The sequence below is a fragment of the Kineococcus sp. GCM10028916 genome (assembly GCF_042674865.1).
Classification (GTDB): domain Bacteria; phylum Actinomycetota; class Actinomycetes; order Actinomycetales; family Kineococcaceae; genus Kineococcus.
The window spans coordinates 384,486-402,320 of the sequence record NZ_JBHTFM010000006.1 but is presented as its reverse complement, the minus strand read 5'-3'; the positions used below and the strand labels follow the sequence as shown (position 1 = coordinate 402,320).

19 protein-coding genes and 1 tRNA gene are annotated in these 17,835 nt (G+C 74.1%); 13 read left to right on the top strand and 7 right to left on the bottom strand.

The window, feature by feature from the left end; translation table 11 throughout:
- Complete coding sequence (locus ACFQ46_RS09080) at window positions 1–882, bottom strand: SDR family oxidoreductase (RefSeq protein WP_380259171.1); 882 nt, start codon at window positions 880–882, stop codon at window positions 1–3.
- A 179-nt stretch (window positions 883–1,061) separates the two neighbouring features.
- On the opposite strand from ACFQ46_RS09080, the gene ACFQ46_RS09075 reads away from it, so the two are divergent.
- Both ACFQ46_RS09075 and ACFQ46_RS09070 read left to right on the top strand, forming a co-directional pair.
- A complete protein-coding gene (locus tag ACFQ46_RS09075) occupies window positions 1,062–1,415 on the top strand; it encodes a VOC family protein (protein ID WP_380259170.1) in 354 nt (117 codons plus the stop codon).
- An 81-nt stretch (window positions 1,416–1,496) separates the two neighbouring features.
- The gene (locus ACFQ46_RS09070; protein ID WP_328292689.1) at window positions 1,497–1,643 is read left to right on the top strand and encodes an antitoxin; all 147 of its coding nucleotides are present in this window, start codon (window positions 1,497–1,499) and stop codon (window positions 1,641–1,643) included.
- Window positions 1,644–1,704: 61 nt separating this feature from the next.
- On the opposite strand, the gene ACFQ46_RS09065 is transcribed toward ACFQ46_RS09070, so the two are convergent.
- Complete coding sequence (locus tag ACFQ46_RS09065) at window positions 1,705–2,298, bottom strand: helix-turn-helix domain-containing protein (RefSeq protein WP_380259169.1); 594 nt, start codon at window positions 2,296–2,298, stop codon at window positions 1,705–1,707.
- Between the two features lie 16 nt (window positions 2,299–2,314).
- On the opposite strand from ACFQ46_RS09065, the gene ACFQ46_RS09060 reads away from it, so the two are divergent.
- The gene (locus tag ACFQ46_RS09060) at window positions 2,315–3,442 is read left to right on the top strand and encodes an NAD-dependent epimerase/dehydratase family protein (RefSeq protein ID WP_380259168.1); all 1,128 of its coding nucleotides are present in this window, start codon (window positions 2,315–2,317) and stop codon (window positions 3,440–3,442) included.
- Window positions 3,443–3,446: 4 nt separating this feature from the next.
- Here ACFQ46_RS09060 and ACFQ46_RS09055 read toward each other — a convergent pair whose 3' ends face one another.
- Entirely contained in the window at window positions 3,447–4,328 is an 882-nt protein-coding gene (locus ACFQ46_RS09055) for an SDR family oxidoreductase (protein ID WP_380259167.1), read from the bottom strand.
- 84 nt (window positions 4,329–4,412) lie between these two features.
- Between ACFQ46_RS09055 and ACFQ46_RS09050 the strand changes: the two genes are divergently transcribed.
- Both ACFQ46_RS09050 and ACFQ46_RS09045 read left to right on the top strand, forming a co-directional pair.
- Window positions 4,413–4,991 carry a TetR/AcrR family transcriptional regulator gene (locus ACFQ46_RS09050; RefSeq protein WP_380259166.1) on the top strand — a complete coding sequence of 193 codons (579 nt, stop codon included), beginning with the start codon at window positions 4,413–4,415 and terminating at the stop codon, window positions 4,989–4,991.
- A gap of 43 nt (window positions 4,992–5,034) precedes the next feature.
- Entirely contained in the window at window positions 5,035–5,343 is a 309-nt protein-coding gene (locus ACFQ46_RS09045) for a hypothetical protein (protein WP_380259165.1), read from the top strand.
- Window positions 5,344–5,371: 28 nt separating this feature from the next.
- Here ACFQ46_RS09045 and ACFQ46_RS09040 read toward each other — a convergent pair whose 3' ends face one another.
- Both ACFQ46_RS09040 and ACFQ46_RS09035 read right to left on the bottom strand, forming a co-directional pair.
- Complete coding sequence (locus tag ACFQ46_RS09040; protein WP_380259164.1) at window positions 5,372–5,749, bottom strand: hypothetical protein; 378 nt, start codon at window positions 5,747–5,749, stop codon at window positions 5,372–5,374.
- A complete protein-coding gene (locus ACFQ46_RS09035) occupies window positions 5,692–6,852 on the bottom strand; it encodes a DHA2 family efflux MFS transporter permease subunit (RefSeq protein WP_380259163.1) in 1,161 nt (386 codons plus the stop codon). The genes ACFQ46_RS09040 and ACFQ46_RS09035 overlap by 58 nt, the downstream gene beginning before the upstream one ends.
- Window positions 6,853–6,992: 140 nt before the next feature.
- Here ACFQ46_RS09035 and ACFQ46_RS09030 point away from each other — a divergent pair, with 140 nt between their 5' ends.
- From ACFQ46_RS09030 to ACFQ46_RS09005, 6 genes are all read left to right on the top strand, one after another.
- Entirely contained in the window at window positions 6,993–8,267 is a 1,275-nt protein-coding gene (locus ACFQ46_RS09030; protein ID WP_380259162.1) for a PP2C family protein-serine/threonine phosphatase, read from the top strand.
- A 41-nt stretch (window positions 8,268–8,308) separates the two neighbouring features.
- Complete coding sequence (locus ACFQ46_RS09025; protein WP_380259161.1) at window positions 8,309–9,151, top strand: EamA family transporter; 843 nt, start codon at window positions 8,309–8,311, stop codon at window positions 9,149–9,151.
- A gap of 83 nt (window positions 9,152–9,234) precedes the next feature.
- Window positions 9,235–11,559 (top strand): putative bifunctional diguanylate cyclase/phosphodiesterase, encoded by a 2,325-nt coding sequence (locus ACFQ46_RS09020; protein ID WP_380259160.1) that lies wholly within the window; start codon window positions 9,235–9,237, stop codon window positions 11,557–11,559.
- On the top strand, window positions 11,556–12,554 hold the full coding sequence (locus ACFQ46_RS09015) for a GNAT family N-acetyltransferase (protein WP_380259159.1): 999 nt from the start codon (window positions 11,556–11,558) through the stop codon (window positions 12,552–12,554). The genes ACFQ46_RS09020 and ACFQ46_RS09015 overlap by 4 nt, the downstream gene beginning before the upstream one ends.
- Before the next feature lie 49 nt (window positions 12,555–12,603).
- Window positions 12,604–13,593: an aldo/keto reductase gene (locus ACFQ46_RS09010; protein WP_380259158.1), complete on the top strand. Its 990-nt coding sequence runs from the start codon at window positions 12,604–12,606 to the stop codon at window positions 13,591–13,593.
- A gap of 29 nt (window positions 13,594–13,622) precedes the next feature.
- On the top strand, window positions 13,623–14,555 hold the full coding sequence (locus ACFQ46_RS09005) for a DMT family transporter (protein ID WP_380259157.1): 933 nt from the start codon (window positions 13,623–13,625) through the stop codon (window positions 14,553–14,555).
- A gap of 3 nt (window positions 14,556–14,558) precedes the next feature.
- Here the strand turns inward: ACFQ46_RS09005 and ACFQ46_RS09000 are convergent, their stop codons facing one another.
- Window positions 14,559–15,581, bottom strand: coding sequence for an Atu2307/SP_0267 family LLM class monooxygenase (locus tag ACFQ46_RS09000; RefSeq protein ID WP_380259156.1), 1,023 nt, complete (start codon window positions 15,579–15,581; stop codon window positions 14,559–14,561).
- A 55-nt stretch (window positions 15,582–15,636) separates the two neighbouring features.
- Window positions 15,637–16,611, bottom strand: a complete 975-nt coding sequence (locus tag ACFQ46_RS08995; protein ID WP_380259155.1) for an oxygenase MpaB family protein — start codon at window positions 16,609–16,611, stop codon at window positions 15,637–15,639.
- 99 nt (window positions 16,612–16,710) lie between these two features.
- Here ACFQ46_RS08995 and ACFQ46_RS08990 point away from each other — a divergent pair, with 99 nt between their 5' ends.
- Entirely contained in the window at window positions 16,711–17,703 is a 993-nt protein-coding gene (locus tag ACFQ46_RS08990; RefSeq protein ID WP_380259154.1) for an ATP-binding protein, read from the top strand.
- A 51-nt stretch (window positions 17,704–17,754) separates the two neighbouring features.
- Window positions 17,755–17,827, top strand: a tRNA-Thr gene (locus tag ACFQ46_RS08985).
- The last annotated feature ends 8 nt before the right edge of the window (window positions 17,828–17,835 follow it).

Here is a 17,835-nt window from a genome sequence, read left to right as displayed (position 1 = left end):
TCAGTTCCCGCCGGCGACGCGGATCACGGCTCCCGTGCTGTAGCTGGACTCCTGCGAGGCGAGGAACACGTAGGCGGGGGCGAGTTCCGCGGGCTGTCCGGCCCGGCCCAGCGGGGTCTGGGTGCCGAAGTCCTCGACCTGGTCCTCGGGCATGGTCGCGGGGATGAGCGGGGTCCACACCGGGCCGGGGGCGACGGCGTTGACGCGGATGCCCTTCTCCCCGAGTTCCTGGGCGAGGTTCAGGGTGAAGTTCACCAGGGCGGCCTTCGTCATCGCGTAGTCGAGCAGCGCGGGGGACGGGGTGTCGGCCTGGACGGAGACGGTGTTGACGATGGCGGACCCCGGGGCGAGGTGCGGGACCGCCGCCTTGCACAACCAGAACGTGGCGAAGACGTTCGTCGTGAACGTGCGCAGCAGTTGTTCCGTGGTGAGGTCCTCGATGCCCTCGACGCTCATCTGGTAGGCGGCGTTGTTGACGAGGAGGTCGAGGCCACCGAACTCCTGGACGGCGCGGTCGATCACGCTGCGGCAGAACTCCTCGTGGCGCAGGTCGCCGGGCACGCTGATCCCGCGACGGCCGGCGGCCTCGACGAGGGCCACCGTGGCGTCGGCGTCCTCCTGTTCCTCGGGGAGGTGGACGATGAGGACGTCGGCACCCTCGCGGGCGTAGGCGATCGCGACGGCGCGGCCGATGCCGGAGTCGCCGCCGGTGATGATCGCGCGCCGCCCGGTGAGCTTGCCGGTGCCGACGTAGCTGTCCTCGCCGTGGTCCGGGGCGGGCGTCATCTGCGACGTGGTGCCGGGGTGGGTGATGTTCTGCCCGGGGGTGCTGTCGGGGTGCTGCGTGGTCGGGTCGGTCGGGGTGTGCTGGTCAGGAGCCATGGTGTTCCTCTACCCGCAGCGCGGGGTTCGCACACGGGCTCCGCCGCCGTTTCCGGGTGCAGGGTCGCGGGGGCGGGGTCAAGGTGGCTCTGGCCGCGTCCGGCGGCCGCCGGTGGAGCAGCACGCCGGGGCGTCCCTGGGGACGTTCTCAGGAACGGGACCACTGCGGAGGAGCAGAGATGGCGACTGGTGTGGCGAGCGTGTGGGTTCCCGTCGACGACATGGACCGGGCGGTGCACTTCTACGGCGAGGTGCTCGGCCTGACGGTGACCTCGACCGGGCCGGACTGGAGCGAGGTCGACGCCAACGGCGTCATGGTCGGTCTCAACGCCCGGGAGGGCACCTCCGCGACCGCGGACGGCGGGGCGGTCATCACGTTCCAGCCGGACGGAACCCTCGACGAGGAGGTGTCACGCCTGATGGGCGAGGGCGTCCGCTTCACCGGGGGGATCAGCGAGCACGACTGGGGTCGCATCGCGCCGTTCAAGGACACCGAGGGCAACGACCTGCAGTTCTACGCCCCGCCCGCCTGAGGGTTCCGTTTCGAGTGGCGGGGCCCGCGGTGCGGGCGCAGAGTTCGACCTGAGTTCCACCCGACGACCAGAGGAGTGACCATGCCCGACTTCGGCGACATCACCGAGAAGGCCAGCGACGCCGCGATCGACAAGGCGGGGGACGCGGCCGACGAGAAGACCGGCGGCAAGCACGCCGAGCAGGTCGACAAGGCCCAGGAAGCCGCCGACGGCAAGATCGGCGAGTGAGAACTCCGCTCAGCTGAACGTGAGAGCCCCGGCCGTCCGGCCGGGGCTCTCGTGCGTGGTGTCAGCGGCGGGCCACGGCCACCAGGTACCGGGTCGCGCGGTCGCGGCGGTTGGTGAACGTGCAGTCGGCGGCCGGCCCCAGTTCGAGGCAGTCGCCGGCGCCGAGTTCGTGGCGCCGCCCGTCCTCCACGAGTTCCAGGTCACCGGCCAGGACCCAGACCTGCTGGTGGATGTCGCGGTAGGCGTCGGCCGGGTAGGTGATCGAGGCGCCCGGCGGGAGTTCGATCTCGGTCAGCTGCAACGGTCCGCCCGCCAGCGGGGACCGGGAGACCCGGCGGTAGCCCGACGCGGGATCGGTCCAGACGGGCGCCTGGCCCGCGCGCAGCAACCGGCCGCTGTCCTCGCGCGGTCGTTCGACGCGCGCGAACAACTCCGACAGGGTCAACCCGAGCGGGGGGCAGAGGCGTCCCAGCAGCGCCGCCGACGGTTGTGACTCGGCCCGTTCGAGCTTCACGATCGAGGCGCGGGAGACGCCGGAGGCCTCGGCCAGCGCAGCGGTGCTCAACCCGCGGCTCAGCCGGGACGAACGGAGCACCTCGGCGAGTCGCGGGGTGAGTTCGTCGTCGGCCACGATGGGCAGCATAGCGACAGGCATGCGTACTGTGGTGCTCATGTCGTCGACCCCTGAAACCCTGCCCGACCGGGCGCCCGTCCCGGTCCGCACCCCACCGCCCGGTGCCCACGCCCTCGTCGTCGGGGCGACCGGGATCACCGGCGGAGCACTGGCCGAACGCCTCGTCGCCTCCGGCTGGCGCACCTCGGGCCTGTCGCGACGCCCGCCCACCGTCGACGGGGTCGAGCACGTCGCCGCGGACCTGTTCTCCCGCGGCGATCTGGAGGAGAAGCTCGCCGGGCTGGCCCCGACCCACGTGTTCATCACGGCGTGGGCGCGCCAGGACACCGAGGCCGAGAACGTCCGGGTCAACGGGGCCATGGTCCGCGACCTGCTCGCGGTGCTCGGCCCGCAGGGCTCGGTGCGCCACGTCGCCCTCGTGACCGGGCTCAAGCACTACCTCGGCCCGTTCGAGGCCTACGGGCAGGGCGACCTGCCCGACACCCCCTTCCTCGAGGACGCCGAACGCCTGCCCGTGGAGAACTTCTACTACGCGCAGGAGGACGAGCTCTTCGCCGCCGCGGCGCGTCACGGTTTCGGCTGGTCCGTCCACCGCGCGCACACCGTCGTGGGTTTCGCCGTCGGCAACGCCATGAACCTGGTGCCCACCCTCGGGGCCTACGGCGCGATCGTGCGGGCGAGCGGGGGGAAGTTCACCTTCCCCGGTTCGCTCACCCAGTGGAACGGCGTCGTGGACATCACCGACGCCGACCAGCTGGCCGACCACCAGCTCTGGGCCGCCACCACCCCCGAGGTGGCGGACACCGCGTTCAACGTCGTCAACGGCGACGTCATCCGGTGGCGTCGCCTCTGGCCCCGGCTCGCCGCCCACCTGGGGGTCGAACCGGCCGGGCCGGAGGAGACGCCGCTGCCGTTGGAGCAGCAGATGGCCGACGCGGAACCGGTGTGGGACGGGCTCGTCGCCGAGCACGGCCTGGTCGAACCCGACCTGCCCAAGGTGGCGTCCTGGTGGCACAGCGACAGCGACCTCGGCCGTGACGTCGAGGTGCTGGCCGACATGACCCGCAGCCGGCTCGCCGGGTTCACCGGATACGTCAGCACCGAGCGGGCGCTGCTGCGCCTGGTCGACCGCTACCGCGCGGCGGGCGTCCTGCCCCCGGCCTGAGCCTTCAGGGTTCGAGGTTCTCCAGGTCCGCGAGCAGGCTCGGGTGCACCGGTTCCCAGCCGAGCCCTGCGCGGGTGGCGGCGCTCGAGGCGGGCTGGTCCATCGCGAAGATCGGGCCGAACGGACCGAACGTCTCCTCCGGCACCGCGGCGACGGGCAGGCCGAGGCGGCGACCGATCACGGCCGCGATGTCGCGCACCGCGTCACCCTCGTCGGCGACGGCGTGCCAGGCGGTTCCGCCCGGTGCGTCCTCCAGGGCCAGCCGGAACAGCGACGCGGCGTCGCCCGCGTGGACGGCCGGCCAGCGCTGGGTCCCGTCGCCGGGGTAGCCGGCCACCCCGGTGCGGCGGGCCGCGTCGGTGAGCATCCCGGCGAAGCCGCCCCGGCCCTGGTCGTGGACCGTGCGCGGCATCCGCACGGCGCTGGCCCGCACCCCACGCTCGGCGAGGCGCAGGATCGCCGTGACGGTCGCGCCGCGACCGCCGACCGGGCCCTCGGTGGGCAGCGGGTCGGCCTCCGTGGACGCCCGTCCCGGGATCCACGGGGTTCCCGAGACCGTGACGAGGGGACGGTCGCTCCCGACGAGCGCCTCGCCGAGCGTGGTCAGCGCGGCGGTCTCCTCGGCGACCCCGGCGACGACGGAGTCGGCGGTGGAGTAGTCGCGGCTGAAGGCGAGCTGGATCACCCCGTCGCTCGCCGCCGCCCCGGCGCGCAGGACGTCGAGGTCGCTCAGCGAGCCGCGCAGGGGTTCGGTGCCCGCGGCCGTGAGGGCGCGGGCGGAGTCCTCGGAACGGGCGAGGGCGAGGACGGTGTGACCGTGGGCCAGCAGCTCGGCCGTGACGGCCGATCCGATCGTTCCGGTTCCGCCGGTGAGGAAGACGCGCACGGGAGGGCCTCTCGAGTGATGGGACTCTTGTCTCATCACCGTACAGCCTGATGGGACAAAAGTCCCGTCACCTATGATGTCGTCATGGCTCGATGGGAACCCGGCGCTCGCGAACGCCTCGTCGTCGCGGCCGTGGACCTGTTCGTCGAGCAGGGCTACGACGCCACGACGGTCGCGCAGATCGCCGACCGGGCCGGGGTCACCAAGAGCACCTTCTTCCGCCACTTCCCGGACAAGCGGGAACTCCTCGTCGCGGGGCAGGAGACGCTGAGCGGCCTGCTGGCCGACGGGATCACCACGGCACCCGTCGAGGCCGCCCCGCTGGCGGCCGTCGCCGCGGGTCTCGAACGCGCCTGCGCCGAGATGGGCCCCGCGAACCGCGAACTCGGACCCCGCCTGAAGGCCGCCGTGGCGGCCAGCGCGGAACTGCGGGAGCGGGACGCGCTCAAGAGCGTCGGGATGGCCGCGGCGATGACGGAGGCCCTCGTCGGGCGCGGAGTTCCCTCGACCGCCGCCCACCTGGCCGCCGAGATGGGCGTCATGGCCTTCAAGCTCGGGTACGCCCGGTGGGCCGACGCTGCGCCCGACGAGGCCGGGGGGTTGTGGCCGCACGCGTCCACCGCCCTGGAGGAACTGCGCGCCGCCGGCGCCGCACTCGGTTGACGTGTCCACCGGGGTGAGAGCCCCGTCGAGGAGGAGGAACGAGATGATCGTCCGGGTCGGGGACGACGGGTCCGTCGCGGTCGAGGACGTCGAGGTGCTCGACCGGTTCCACGTCGAGGCCTCGGGGTTGACGATGGCGGCGGTCGTCGCGGCCCTGGAGTCGGCCGGAGCCGGCACCGGGCACTCGGCGGGGCAGGTCGCCGTGGAACCCGGGTTCCTGCGCCTCGCCGCGGGGACGTCGGCGTCGGAGGAATGGCAGCGGGGTTTCGACGGGATGCTCGGCTACGCCCGCTCCCGGGGTTGGGTGGACGAGGCGGGCCGCCTGCTGGCCCACGTCGAGCACCTCGGCTGAACCCGCCGCGTCGCCGGGGCTCGCCCGGTCAGTCCCCTCGGCGCAGCGGCGGCGCGTCGAGCGCGCAGCTCATCTCGTGCGGGGCGGGTGCCTCGCTCCGGTCGGTGCCGGTGCGCAGCGTCAGGGCGGCCAGCACTCCCCCTGCGGCGCAGACGATCGCGGCGATCACGACGGCCGCGTGGAAACCTCCGAGCAGGGCCGCCGGACGCAGGTAGTCGTCGCCGCTGATGCCGGCGGCGGCGGGGAGCACCGCCACGGCGACGAGACCCGCGGTCCGGGCGACGACGGTGTTGGTGGCGGAGGCGATCCCCGCCTGCGCGTCCGGCGCGGCGTCCAGCGCGGTCGAGGTCAGCGGGGCGACGGTGACGGCCAGCCCCAGCCCGAAGACCAGGACCGCGGGGAGCACTTGCGTCGGTAGGACCCCGAGGCGTCGAGGCGGGTGAGCAGCAGCAACCCGGCCCCGGCGATCAGCGGCCCCACGCTCAACTGCAGCCGGGGCCCACGACGCGCGGCGAGCGCCCCCGACCGCGACGACAGCAGCAGCATGACGACGGTCACCGGCAGCAGGGACGTCCCGGCGGCGAGCGGGCTGTAGCCGACGGCGGTCTGCAGCACGACGGGCAGCAGGAAGAACGTCCCGCCCAGCGCGGCGTAGACGACGAACGTCACCGCGTTCACCGCCGAGAACTGCCGTCGGCGGAACAACCCCAGCGGCAGCAACGGGTTCCGCGCCCGGGCCTCGCGCAGCAGGAACGCCCCGAACAGCAGCACCGCGGCCAGCAGGCTCCCGAGGACGGCGGCGGAGGACCACCCCCGGCCGGGACCCTCGACGAGTCCGTAGGTGAGGGCGGCCAGGGTGGCGGTGATCGTCAGCGCGCCGAGCACGTCGAGACGCCCGTCGCCGTGCGGCGCCCGGGACTCCGGCACGTGGCGGGAGGACACCAGCACGACGACGACCGCGACGGGGAGGTTGATGAGGAACAGCCAGCGCCAGGACCCCACCCCGAGGATCCAGCCACCCAGGAAGGGGCCGACGGCGACGGCGACACCCCCCAGACCCGACCACGCCCCGACGGCCCGGGAGCGGTCCTCCGCGCGGAACGCCGCGTGCAGGACGGCCAGGCTCCCCGGGGTCAGCAACGCGGCACCCACACCCTGCAACGCCCGGGCGGCGACGAGGACCGGCGCGTCCGGGGCCAGCCCGCACAGCAGCGAGGCCAGCGCGAACCACACGACACCGACCTGGAACACCCGTCGTCGCCCGAAGCGGTCACCGAGGCCACCGCCGAGCAGCAGCAGACCGGCGAGGGTGAGGGTGTAGCCGTTGACGACCCCCTGCAGCGCGGCGAGGTCGACGTGCAGTTCCCGCCCGATGGTGGGCAGGGCGACCCCGACGACGCTGGCGTCCAGCGAGGCCAGTCCCGACCCGAGGATCGTGGTGAGCAGGATCCAGCGTCCGGGACCGCTCGCGTACGCGACACCGGTCCCGGTCGGGGAGGACTCGGTCACGACCCACCTCTTCCTCCGGCCCCGTCCGGGGCGTCGTCCAGGGAATCGTCCAGGGAATCGTCGCCAGCATGTCAGGACGGGACCGGTGACGGACGCTCGTCGGCAGCGTCGACGGACCCCGCCCCGGTTAGGTTGGCCGGGTGAGTGAGGACACGCCCGGACGGGCGTTGCGCGCGGTGCTGGACGCCGCCGAGGACGCGGCACCGGTGGACGCCGTCGAGGCCGTCACCGAACGGCTGGGTGCGGTCCTCGGCGCCACCGACGTGTCGTTCCTCATGAGCGACCTCACCGGGCGGGCCCTCGTCCGCCTGGGGGACCCGTCCCGGGAGGGGTCCTCGCCGCTGCCGCTGCAGGCCCACGCCCCGGCGAGCGAGGCGATCCGGACCCAGACGGTCCGGGTGCTGCCGCTGGAGGGGAAACGGGAGCGCTGGCAGGTCCACGCCCCCGTGACCGAACGGGGCGAGGTCGTCGGACTGCTCCAGCTCACCCTGCCCGGGGAGCCCGACCCCTCGACGGTGGCGGAGGTCCGGGCCACGGCGCACGCCCTGGCCTTCGTCGTCATCGCCAACCGGCGGCACACCGACCTCTTCGAGTGGAGCCAGCGCAGCACACCGTTCACCCTCTCCGCCGAGATCCAGCGCCGGCTGCTCCCCGCCGCCTCGACGTGCGAGGCGTCCTCGTTCAGCCTGGCCGGCTGGCTCGAACCGGCGGCCAGCGTCGGCGGGGACACGTTCGACTACAGCGTGGCGCGCGACGTGCTCCACCTCAGCCTGACCGACGCGATGGGCCACGGGGTGGGCGCGGCGCTGACGGCCACCCTGTGCGTCAACGCGTTGCGCCTCGCGCGGCGCGGTGGGGCGGGTCTGGTCGAGATGGCGCAGGCGGCCGACGCGGCGCTCCTCGAGCACCACGGTGACGGACCGGGAGGGCCCGAGGGGTTCGTCACGGGCCTGCTGGGACGCCTCGACCTGCGGACGGGCGTCCTCAGCCTGGTCAACGCCGGCCACGTCCAGCCCCTGCTCGTGCGGGCCGGGGAGGTGGTCGAACTGGGCCTCGCGGCGGACCTCCCCTTCGGCCTCCTCCCGGGCAGCGGCTACCGCGCGAGCGAGGTGACGCTGCGGCCCGGGGACCGGATCGTGCTGCTGACCGACGGCATGCTCGAGCGCAACGCGGAACACCTGGACCTGGGCGCCCAGGTGGCGGCCGCCGCGCCCCTGCACGTGCGCGAGGCCGTCCGCGCGCTGGCGGACGCGGTCCTGCGCCAGACCGGCGGAACGCTGGAGGACGACGCCACGATCCTCGTCGTCGACTGGTTCGGGGACCACGCCAGCCCCCGGTCCACCTCCGCCGGGGCCGACCCCGCGCGCGCCAGCCACCCCCTCGAGGGAGGTCCTCAAGGACGCGCCCCGCGCTGACGAAGCACCCTCGTGCACCTCCTCCCGCAGAACCGTCCCTCGTGAGCGCCGTCCTCGCCCTCCTCGCCAGCGTGCTGTGGGGCACGTCGGACTTCCTGGGGGGCAGCGTCAGCCGACGGCTGCGGGCCGTCCAGGTACTCGCCGTCTCCCAGGTCCTCTCGGCGCTCGTGCTGCTGGTCGTCCTCGCCGCGAGCGGACACCTCTCCCACGTCCCGGACGGGAACTGGATCGGCTGGTCGGTCCTGGCCGGTGTGACGTGGGCCGCGGCGATGGGCGCGCTCTACACGGCGCTCGCCATCGGGACCATGGGCGTCGTCGCCCCGATCGCCTCCTGCGGCATGCTCGTCCCCTTCGTCATCTCGGTGGCCGGCGGTGAACGACCCGCGACGCTGCAGGTGCTGGGGGCGGCGCTCGCGGTCCTCGGCGTCGTCGCCACCGCCGGACCGGACGTCACGGCCGCGAAGGAGGGGCAGGGCCGGGCGATCACCCTCGCCCTGATCGCCGCGGTCCTCTTCGGCGTCGAGATCTACGCCCTGGCCCGGGGGAGCGAGGTCTCCGTGCCGGGTTCCCTGCTCGGCATGCGGCTCTCCTCGGTCGTCGTGGTCCTCGCGGTGGCGCTGGCGAAGCGACGGCAGTCGCCGCCGGTCGTCCGGGGCGACCTGCCACCGCTGCTGGGCCTCGGGGTCCTCGACCTCGCCGCGACGGCCGCCTACGCGGTGGCCTCCAGCAGCGGACTGGTCAGCGTCGTCGCGGTCCTGGCCTCGCTCTACCCGGCCGTGACCCTGCTGCTGGCGCGCCGGTTCCACGGCGAGCGACTGAGCGGCGTCCAGTCGGGTGGGGTCGTGGTGGTCCTCGTGGGCGCCGCGTTCTGCGCGCTGGGCTGACACCTGTGCAGCAAGGCACCCGTTCGGCGGGTCGAGGTGGGGGCCCGGGGCACCGACAACTCCTGTGACCCCAGGAGGACCTCGTGTTCGTTCGACGCGGGCAGACCCGGCCCACGCTGACGCGTTGGTCGCTGCCGTTGCACGCCGTGCTGCTCAGCCCACCCCTCGTCTTCGCCCTCTCGACGATCCCGGGGGTCCGACCCCACGAGGGGTACTCGTTCCTGCTCGACGGGCTGCTGAACAACCTCGCCTACGAGTCGGCGGCGGCGCTCTGCCTCCTGCGCACCCTGCAGATCGCCGGGCCGCGTCGGGGCGGGTACCTGCTGAGCGCGGCCCTGGCGGTCTACGGTTCCGGCAACGTGTTCTGGACGATCTTCGTCCGTCCCCTGCCCGACCAGCCCTACCCCTCCGGGGCCGACGTGGGGTTCCTGCTGTTCTACCCCTCGATCTTCGTCTCGCTCATCCTGCTCGCCCAGCGCCGGGACGCGCGCCACGCCCGCAGCCTCTGGCTGGACGGTGTCGTCGGCGGTCTCGCGGTCGGCGCCGTCGCCGCGGCCGCGGTGATCGGGCCGATCGTCTCGGCGTCCGGTTCGTGGGCGGCGGTCGCGACGACGTCGGCCTACCCCGCGCTCGACCTGGTCCTGCTCCTCGTCCTCGCCGCGGTCCTCTCCCTCTACGGCTGGCGCCCGCCCAAGGGGTTGTGGTTGCTGGCGGCGGGGCTCGTCGTGTTCGTCGTCGCCGACCTCGCCTACCTGTTCGAGACCGCCCAGGGCACCTACACCTCCGGCGGTCCCACCGACGGGGTCTGGGTCCTCGGCGTCGTCCTCATGGGTTTCACCCCCGGCTGGCCCTCCGCGCCCAGCGGTCCGCGACTGCCCGGGTGGGCGCTGCTCTCGATCCCGGTCCTCTCGACGCTCGTCGCCCTCGCCGTGTTCGTCGTCGACCACCTGCACCCCCTGCACCCGGTCGCGGTCGCCCTCGCCGCCGCCGTCGTCCTCAGCGCGCTGGGCCGGCTGCTCTTCACCTTCCGCGAGGTCACCCGCCTCGCCGAGCACCGCGAACTGGCGATGACGGACGAACTCACCGGCCTCGGCAACCGCCGGGCCCTGTACCGGCGCACGCCGGAACTCCTGGCCGCGGCCGGACCCGACACGCCCGTGGCCCTGCTGCTGCTCGACCTCGACGGTTTCAAGGAGGTCAACGACAGCCTGGGTCACCAGGCCGGCGACTCCCTGCTGCGCGACGTCGCCCGGCGCCTGCGCGAGGTCGCCGACGCCCCGGACACCGTCGTCGCCCGCCTGGGCGGTGACGAGTTCGCCATCGCCCGGATCGGGGCCGGGTTCGCGCCCGCCCAGGAACTGGCCGACGCCATCCACGAGTCGCTGATGCAGGCGTACACCCTCGAAGGGGTGCAGGTCCGGGCCCGCACGAGCATCGGGATCTCCGTCCTGCCGGTGGGTTCCGCGGAACTCCCCACCCTGCTGCGCCAGGCCGACGTCGCGATGTACCACGCGAAGACCCGCCACCTCGGCACGTTCGCCTACACCGTCGACGTCGACGAGTTCGCGTCGGGGGAGCGGTTGGAGACCGCGGAACTCCTCCGCGCCGACATCGCCGCGCGCCGTCTCCTCCTGCACTACCAGCCGAAGGTCGACGTCGCCACGGGCGCCGTGGACAGCGTCGAGGCGCTCGTCCGCTGGCAGCACCCGCGGCGCGGCCTGCTGATGCCGGACGCGTTCCTGCCGGTCGTGGAGACCGCGGGACTGATGGAGGACCTGACCCGCGCCGTGCTCGAGCAGGCCCTCGACCAGGCCGCCGCGTGGTGGCGGGCCGGAAGACCCCTCGCGATCGCGGTGAACCTCTCCGCGTCGTCGCTGGGGGACCAGGACCTGCCCGATCGGGTCTCGAAGATGCTGACCGAACGACAGCTGCCGGCGAGACTGCTGGAGATCGAGATCACCGAGGACTTCCTCATGGTGGACCGGGAACGGGCCCAGGGGATCCTCGAAGGGCTGCGCGCCAGAGGCATCCGGATCGCCGTCGACGACTACGGCACCGGGTACTCCTCGCTGGCCTACCTGCGCGAACTGCCCATCGACGACCTCAAGCTCGACAAGTCCTTCCTCACCGACCTCATGGCGGACACCCGGGCGCTCGCGATCGTGCAGTCGACGATCATGCTCGCGCACTCCCTCGGCCTGCGGCTGGTGGCCGAGGGCGTCGAGGACGAGGCGACGAGCCGGGAACTCGCGGCCGCCGGGTGCGACGTCCTGCAGGGCTGGCTCTACGCCAAGGCCCTCCCCGCGCACGAACTCGAACGGTGGCTGACCGAGCACGACCCGAGCGCGGTGGCGAACCGCCCGCTCACCACGCCCGTCCTGACCGCTTCTCCTGGAGGTCCCTCGTGACCACGTCGTCGGTGCGTCGGCTCGCACTCGACCACACCGTGCTGGAGGGCCGGGCCGAGGTGGCCGCGCACCTGGTGCGTTCCCACGACCTGCACGGCGGTCCGGGAACTCCCGCCACGGCCACCACGGCCTGGTTGCGCAGGGTCCTCGACGTCGCGCCGCCCGCCGCCGTCTGGGCCGTGCACGTCCGGCAGGGGCAGGACGAGGCGGCCGTCGTCGTCGTCGACCGCGTGCACGACAGCGGCCGGGTCAGCGAACTCCTCGCGGGAGGCGGTGGGTACGCCGCGTCCTTCCCGGCCACGTCCCCGGAGGTCGCCGACCGGCTCGGGGTGGTCCTGGCGGAGCACGCGCGACTGCGGGGGAGCGAACTGCACCTGGCCGAACTGCCCGACGACCCGCGCGTGCACGCCCTGGCCGCCGGGGCCGGGGCCCGGCTGCTCGACCTGGACCCGGTGCCCTTCGTGCGGCGCCCGCAGGACGACGCCCCGCTGGTGAGCGGGGGGATGCGCAAGAACCTGCGCAAGACGCACAACCGCATCGTCCACGACGGGGTGCACCTCGAGTTCGAGTTCTCCGACGACGCGGCGACGTTCGAGGCGACGCTGCCCGACCTCGAGGCGGCCTACCGCGACCGCGACGCGGCGCACGGTCTCGTGTGCGCGCTGGACACCCCGTCCGGACGCGACACCTGGCGGCACCGGCTGGCCGCGCTGGGCGACCTCGGCCGGCGTGAACTCGCGGTCCTGCGCCTCGACGGCGAACTCGCGGCCTACGTCGTGGGCGTCCGGGACGGGGCGCGCTACGGCGTGTTCGAGGGACGGTTCGTGACCCGCTGGGCGCGCTACTCGCCGGGTCGGTTGCTGGAGCACGAGGTCCTGCTCCGGGCGTTCGCCGAGCACGGGGCCGAGCTGGTGGACTGGATGACCGGGGTCGCCCCGGAGACGCTGCTGGCCGTCACCGGTTCCGAGCGGCGGTTGGTGCTCCGCGGCTGGTGACCGCCACCCCGGTGGTGCGGGGGCCACCCGGCGGCGGAGACTGACGGGCATGGAAACCCTCGAGGTCACCGGGCTCGGCCCGGTCTCGCGCGTCGGGCTGGGCACGTGGCAGTTCGGTTCGCGGGAGTGGGGCTACGGCGCGCAGTACGCCGACGGCCCCGCGGGTGAGATCGTGCGCCGTGCCCTGGAACTCGGGGTGACCCTCTTCGACACGGCCGAGGTCTACGCCTTCGGGCGCAGCGAACGGATCCTGGGTGAGGCGCTCGGGGGGCGCCGGCGCGACGTCGTCGTCGCGAGCAAGGTCTTCCCGGTCCTGCCGCTGCCCGCCGTCGTCCACCAGCGGGCGGTGGCGAGCGCGCGCCGTCTCGGTCTCGACCGGATCCCGCTCTACCAGGTGCACCAGGCGAACCCGGTCTTCCCGGACACCGTCGTCATGCCCGGCCTGCAGCGCTTGCTGGCCGAAGGACGCATCGGCGCCGTGGGGGTCTCGAACTACTCCCTCGCGCGCTGGCGGCAGGCGGACCGGGCGCTCGGCGTCCCGGTGGTCAGCAACCAGGTGCAGTTCTCCCTGGCCCACCCCGGGCCGCTGGAGGACCTGGTGCCCTTCGCCGCGGCGAACGACCGGATCGTCATGGCCTACAGCCCGCTGGCGCAGGGGCTGCTGGGTGGGAGGTACTCCGAGGCGAACCGCCCCGGTGGGGTCCGGGCGGCGAACCCGCTGTTCGCGGTCGACAACCTGCGGCGCGCCCAGCCGCTGCTCGACACCCTGCGCGAGGTCGCGGCCGGGCACGGGGTCCGCCCGGCCCAGGCGGCGCTGGCGTGGCTGGTGGCCCAGCCCCGGGTGGTCGTCATCCCGGGGGCCTCCAGCGTCGAGCAGCTGGAGTTCAACGTCGAGGCCGCGCAGGTCCGGCTGGAACCCGCGGCGCTGGCGGCCCTGACCGAGGCGGCGCGCTCGTTCAACCCGGCGTCGCCGGTGCGTCTGCTGCGCGACGCGGGGATCGCCCGGCTGGCGGGCGCGGCCGCGCGCGGAACGCGCTGACGGCGCCACACGTCCCCGTCGTGCAGCGGGTGACCGGACCGGATTCCCGTGCCGCGGGCGGGCTCGCCCTCGCGGTGCTCTCCGCGGTCAGCTTCTCCCTCTCCGGCCCGTTGGCGCGCGGCCTCCTCGACACCGGCTGGAGCCCTGGCGCCGTGGTGAGCGCACGCATCGCCCTGGCCGCGGTGATCGTGGCGCCCTTCGGCGCGCGCTCGCTGCGCGGACGGTGGGACCTGCTGCGCCGCAACGCTGCCGTTGTCCTCGCGTACGGGGTCCTCGCCGTCGCGGGTGCCCAGTTCTGCTACTTCTCCGCCGTGCAGCGGTTGCAGGTGGGACCGGCGCTGCTCATCGAGTACACCGCCCCCGCGGCCGTCGTCCTGTGGTCGTGGCTGCGCGAGGGGCAGCGACCACGGCCCCTGACCGTCGTCGGGACGGTGATCGCCGGACTCGGCCTGGTCGCCGTGCTGGACCTGTTCTCCGGGGTCGAACTCGACGGGATCGGGGTCCTGTGGGCGCTCGGGGCCATGGTCGGCGCCGCGGCGTACTTCGTCCTCTCCGCCGACGAGGACAACGGGTTGCCGCCGCTGGCCCTGGCCGGCGGCGGGCTGCTCGTGGCCGCGGTGCTGCTGGGGGCGCTCGGGGCGGTCGGCACGTTGCCGCTGGAGGCCGGCAACGACGACGCCGTGTACGGCGGGCGCCCCGTGCCGTGGTTCGTGTCCGTCCTGGGCCTGGGGCTCGTCACCGCGGCCTTCGCCTACGTCACGGGGATCGCCGCGAGCCGTCGCCTCGGGTCCCGCCTCGCCTCGTTCGTCGCCCTGCTCGAGGTGGTCTCGGCCGTCGTGCTGGCCTGGGTCCTCCTCGACGAACTGCCCCGGGGGATCCAGCTCGCCGGCGGGGCGCTGGTCCTCACCGGCGTCGTCGTGGTCCGCGCGGGGGAACGGGTGGCCCCGCCGGCGATCGCCTGAGGGTCAGGCGACCGCGGGAACCACCGCACTGCCGAGCAGTTCGATGCTGCGCATCAGACTCGCGTGCGAGGTCTGCGGGTTGGTCATCTGCAACGAGATGCGTTCCACCCCGCCGAGCGACGCCGCGATCCGGGTGAGCTTCCCGGCCACCGTGCCGGGGTCGCCGATGACGAAGGCCCCGTCGGGTCCGGCCTGCTGCTCGAACTGGGCCCGGTTCGGCGGGGCGAAACCCCGTTCCCGCCCGATGCGGCCCATCATCTCGAACCAGCCGGGGAAGAACGCGTCCCGGGCCGCCGCGGAGGTGTGGTCGACGAACCCCGGCAGGTGCAGGCCCACCCGCAGGGTCTCGGGGGCGTGCCCGGCCTCGGCCCCGGCGCGGCGGTAGAGGTCGACGAGCGGGCGGAACCGGGCCGGTTCACCACCGATGATGGCGACCACCAGGGGCAGCCCGAGCAGGCCCGCGCGGACGAAGGACTCCGGGGTCCCCCCGACCCCCACCCACACCGGCAGCGGGTGCTGCACCGGACGCGGGTAGACGCCCTGGTCGACCAGCTCCGGGCGGTGGCGGCCGGACCAGGTCACCTTCTCGGAGGCGCGCAGCCGCAGCAGCAGGTCGAGCTTCTCCTCGAAGAGGGAGGCGTAGTCGCGCAGGTCGAGACCGAACAACGGGTAGGCCTCGGTGAACGAACCCCGGCCGACGACGAGGTCGGTGCGGCCGTGGGCGATGAGGTCGAGGGTGGAGAACTCCTGGAACACCCGGACCGGGTCCGCGGCGCTGAGGACCAGGACGGCGCTGGCGAGGCGGATGCGGGTGGTGCGCGCGGCGGCCGCGGCCAGCACCACGACGGGGGCGGAGTCGTAGAACTCGGGTCGGTGGTGCTCGCCGATCCCGAAGGCGTGGACCCCGGACTGGTCGGCGAGGACGATCTCGTCGAGGAGGTCCTGCATCCGCTCCTCCGGCCCGACCACCCGACCGGTCGCCGGGTCGGTGATGGCCGAGACGAAGTTGTCGACTCCGACGTGCATGGGCGGTTCTCCTCGGGGTGGGCCGGCCCCCACCGTACGACGCCCTTCCGGACCGTCAGGCCGGGTACCGGGCGGGGTGCGCGTCGAGCCAGTCCGGCCGGGGCGCCGACCCGGTGCGGAACCGGGCCGCCTCCTCCGAGGGGCTGAACCGGCCGAGGGTCAGGTGCAGCGCCCGCAGCTCCCACCGGGCGCGGAGGAGACGGGCCCGGGCCGCGGGCGAGCGGTCACCCCGGCCGGGGACCCCGGCGAAGCGCGCCACCGACGGTGAGACCACCAGTTGCGCCGCCCGCCCCAGCTCGGCGTAGAAACCCCGTTCGACGCGGTTCAGGCCGCTCGGGTCGGCGATGAAACCCAGGAGTTCCGCCGGCACCGGTTCCAGGTGCGGCTCCAGCTCCCGCAGGGCCTCCGCCAGCCCGGCCCGCGAGGACGGGAGGTCCTCCGCCCCGAGCGCCCGGGCGCTGCGCGCCCAGTCCGCGACGTAGTCGTCGCCCCAGGTCCGGCCGAACCGCGGTGCGAGGTCCTGCCCGACGGCGGTCTGCGCGGCGAGGAAGGCGTCGGTGAAGGCCAGGTGGACCCAGCGCAGCAGTTCGGGGTCGGACGCCGAGTAGGCCCGGCCCGCGGCCGTCGTGCCGCGGACCCGTTCGTGCATCGCCCGCACCCGCCCGGCCTCGCGCTCGGCGAGCTCCGCCGAGCCGAACGTCGTCAGGACCAGCCAGCGGGCCGTCCCGGCGAGCCGGGCCCACGGGTCGCTGCGGTAGGAGGAGTGACGCTGCACCCCCGCCGAGGCCAGCGGGTGCGCGCCCTGCCCGAGCAGGGCCGCGATCCCGCCGACGAGGGTCGAGAGGTCGCCGTGGACCCGCCAGACCACGCCCTCGGGGTCGAACCACCCGGGACCGGTCCCGACGAGGGCGATGTCGCGCACCCAGTCCGGTGCCCCGGTGGGGTCGCCGGAGACCCGGCTGCGGAAGGCCTGACGAACGCGCCGGGCGAGGTCGGAGGTGGGGCGCGAGGGGTCTCGCAGGGCGGGCACCCCGACAGCGTCACCCCGCGACGGGGGTCGCGCACCCCGCGACCGACGCGGCGAAACGTCGACGGACCGTCGAGCGTGCCCCCGTGCAACACTCGGAGGGTGGAGGGATCGGAGCGCTTCGTCCAGGTGCACCTGCTCGGACTCCCCGTCCAGGCCCGCGTGCGGTTCGGCCAGCACCTGCAGGAACTCACGCGCGAGCTCTCCCTCATCCGCATCGCGGCCCAGGACGGCGAGGGTCCGAGCCTGCCGCTGCGGTTGCTGCAGATCGCCGCGGAGCTCGACACCACCTACGTCGCCTTCCGGGCGGCACCGGACGCCGTGATCGCCGCCGCGCTCGCCGCGGGGGACGACTTCTGCGACGTCACCTACACCGTGCCGCTCAGCGCGGGCGTCTTCGTCCAGGGGCTGGGCCGGGTCCTCGAGGAGGCCGACGCCTTCTGCCGGTCCGAGCAGCTCCTCAGCCTGCCCGCCTCCCAGGAGGTGGTCGCCTACCGGCGGTGGTTCGTCGAGGAGTCGGTGCGTCAGCTGGCCGGTGAGGAACCGCGCGCCTGGCGTCCCCCGGCCGGGACCTCGTTCGTTCCCGGCCCGCGGCCGTCCGCGCACTCGCTCGCCCCGCGCCCCGGCCCCCGGCCCGACGGTGCGGGCGAGAGCGCGGGGGACCTGGTGGGGGAACCGATGGTCATGGAGTCGATGGCCAGCAGCGTCGCCTCGGCCCGCCGCTACGTGCGCGGGGTGCTGCGCGGTCTCGACGCCGAGGACCTCGAGGAGGCCGCGGAGCTCGCGGTCTCCGAACTGGTCACCAACGCCGTCCTGCACGCTCGCACCGACTTCTCCCTCGCGGTCCGGGTGCTGCCCTCGGGCCGGGTCCGGATCGAGGTCCGGGACTCCTCGCCGGCCCCCCTGCAACCCCGGCACTTCGCCACGACCGCGACCACCGGCCGGGGTCTGCAACTGGTCGCCTCGCTCTCGACGAACTGGGGCGTGGAGCAGCTGTCCCCGGGCCCGGGCAAGGTCGTCTGGTTCGAACCGCGGGTGCTCGACGCCGAACCGGTGCTCGACCTGGCCGAGTGGGACCTCGACACCCTGCTCTGAGGGGCCACGGACGGTGATCCCCGTGTGCCAGACTTGCGGGGCACGACCCACGCCCCAGTAGCTCAGAGGCCAGAGCGCCCGCCTTGTAAGCGGATGGTCGCCGGTTCGACTCCGGCCTGGGGCTCCCCGCGT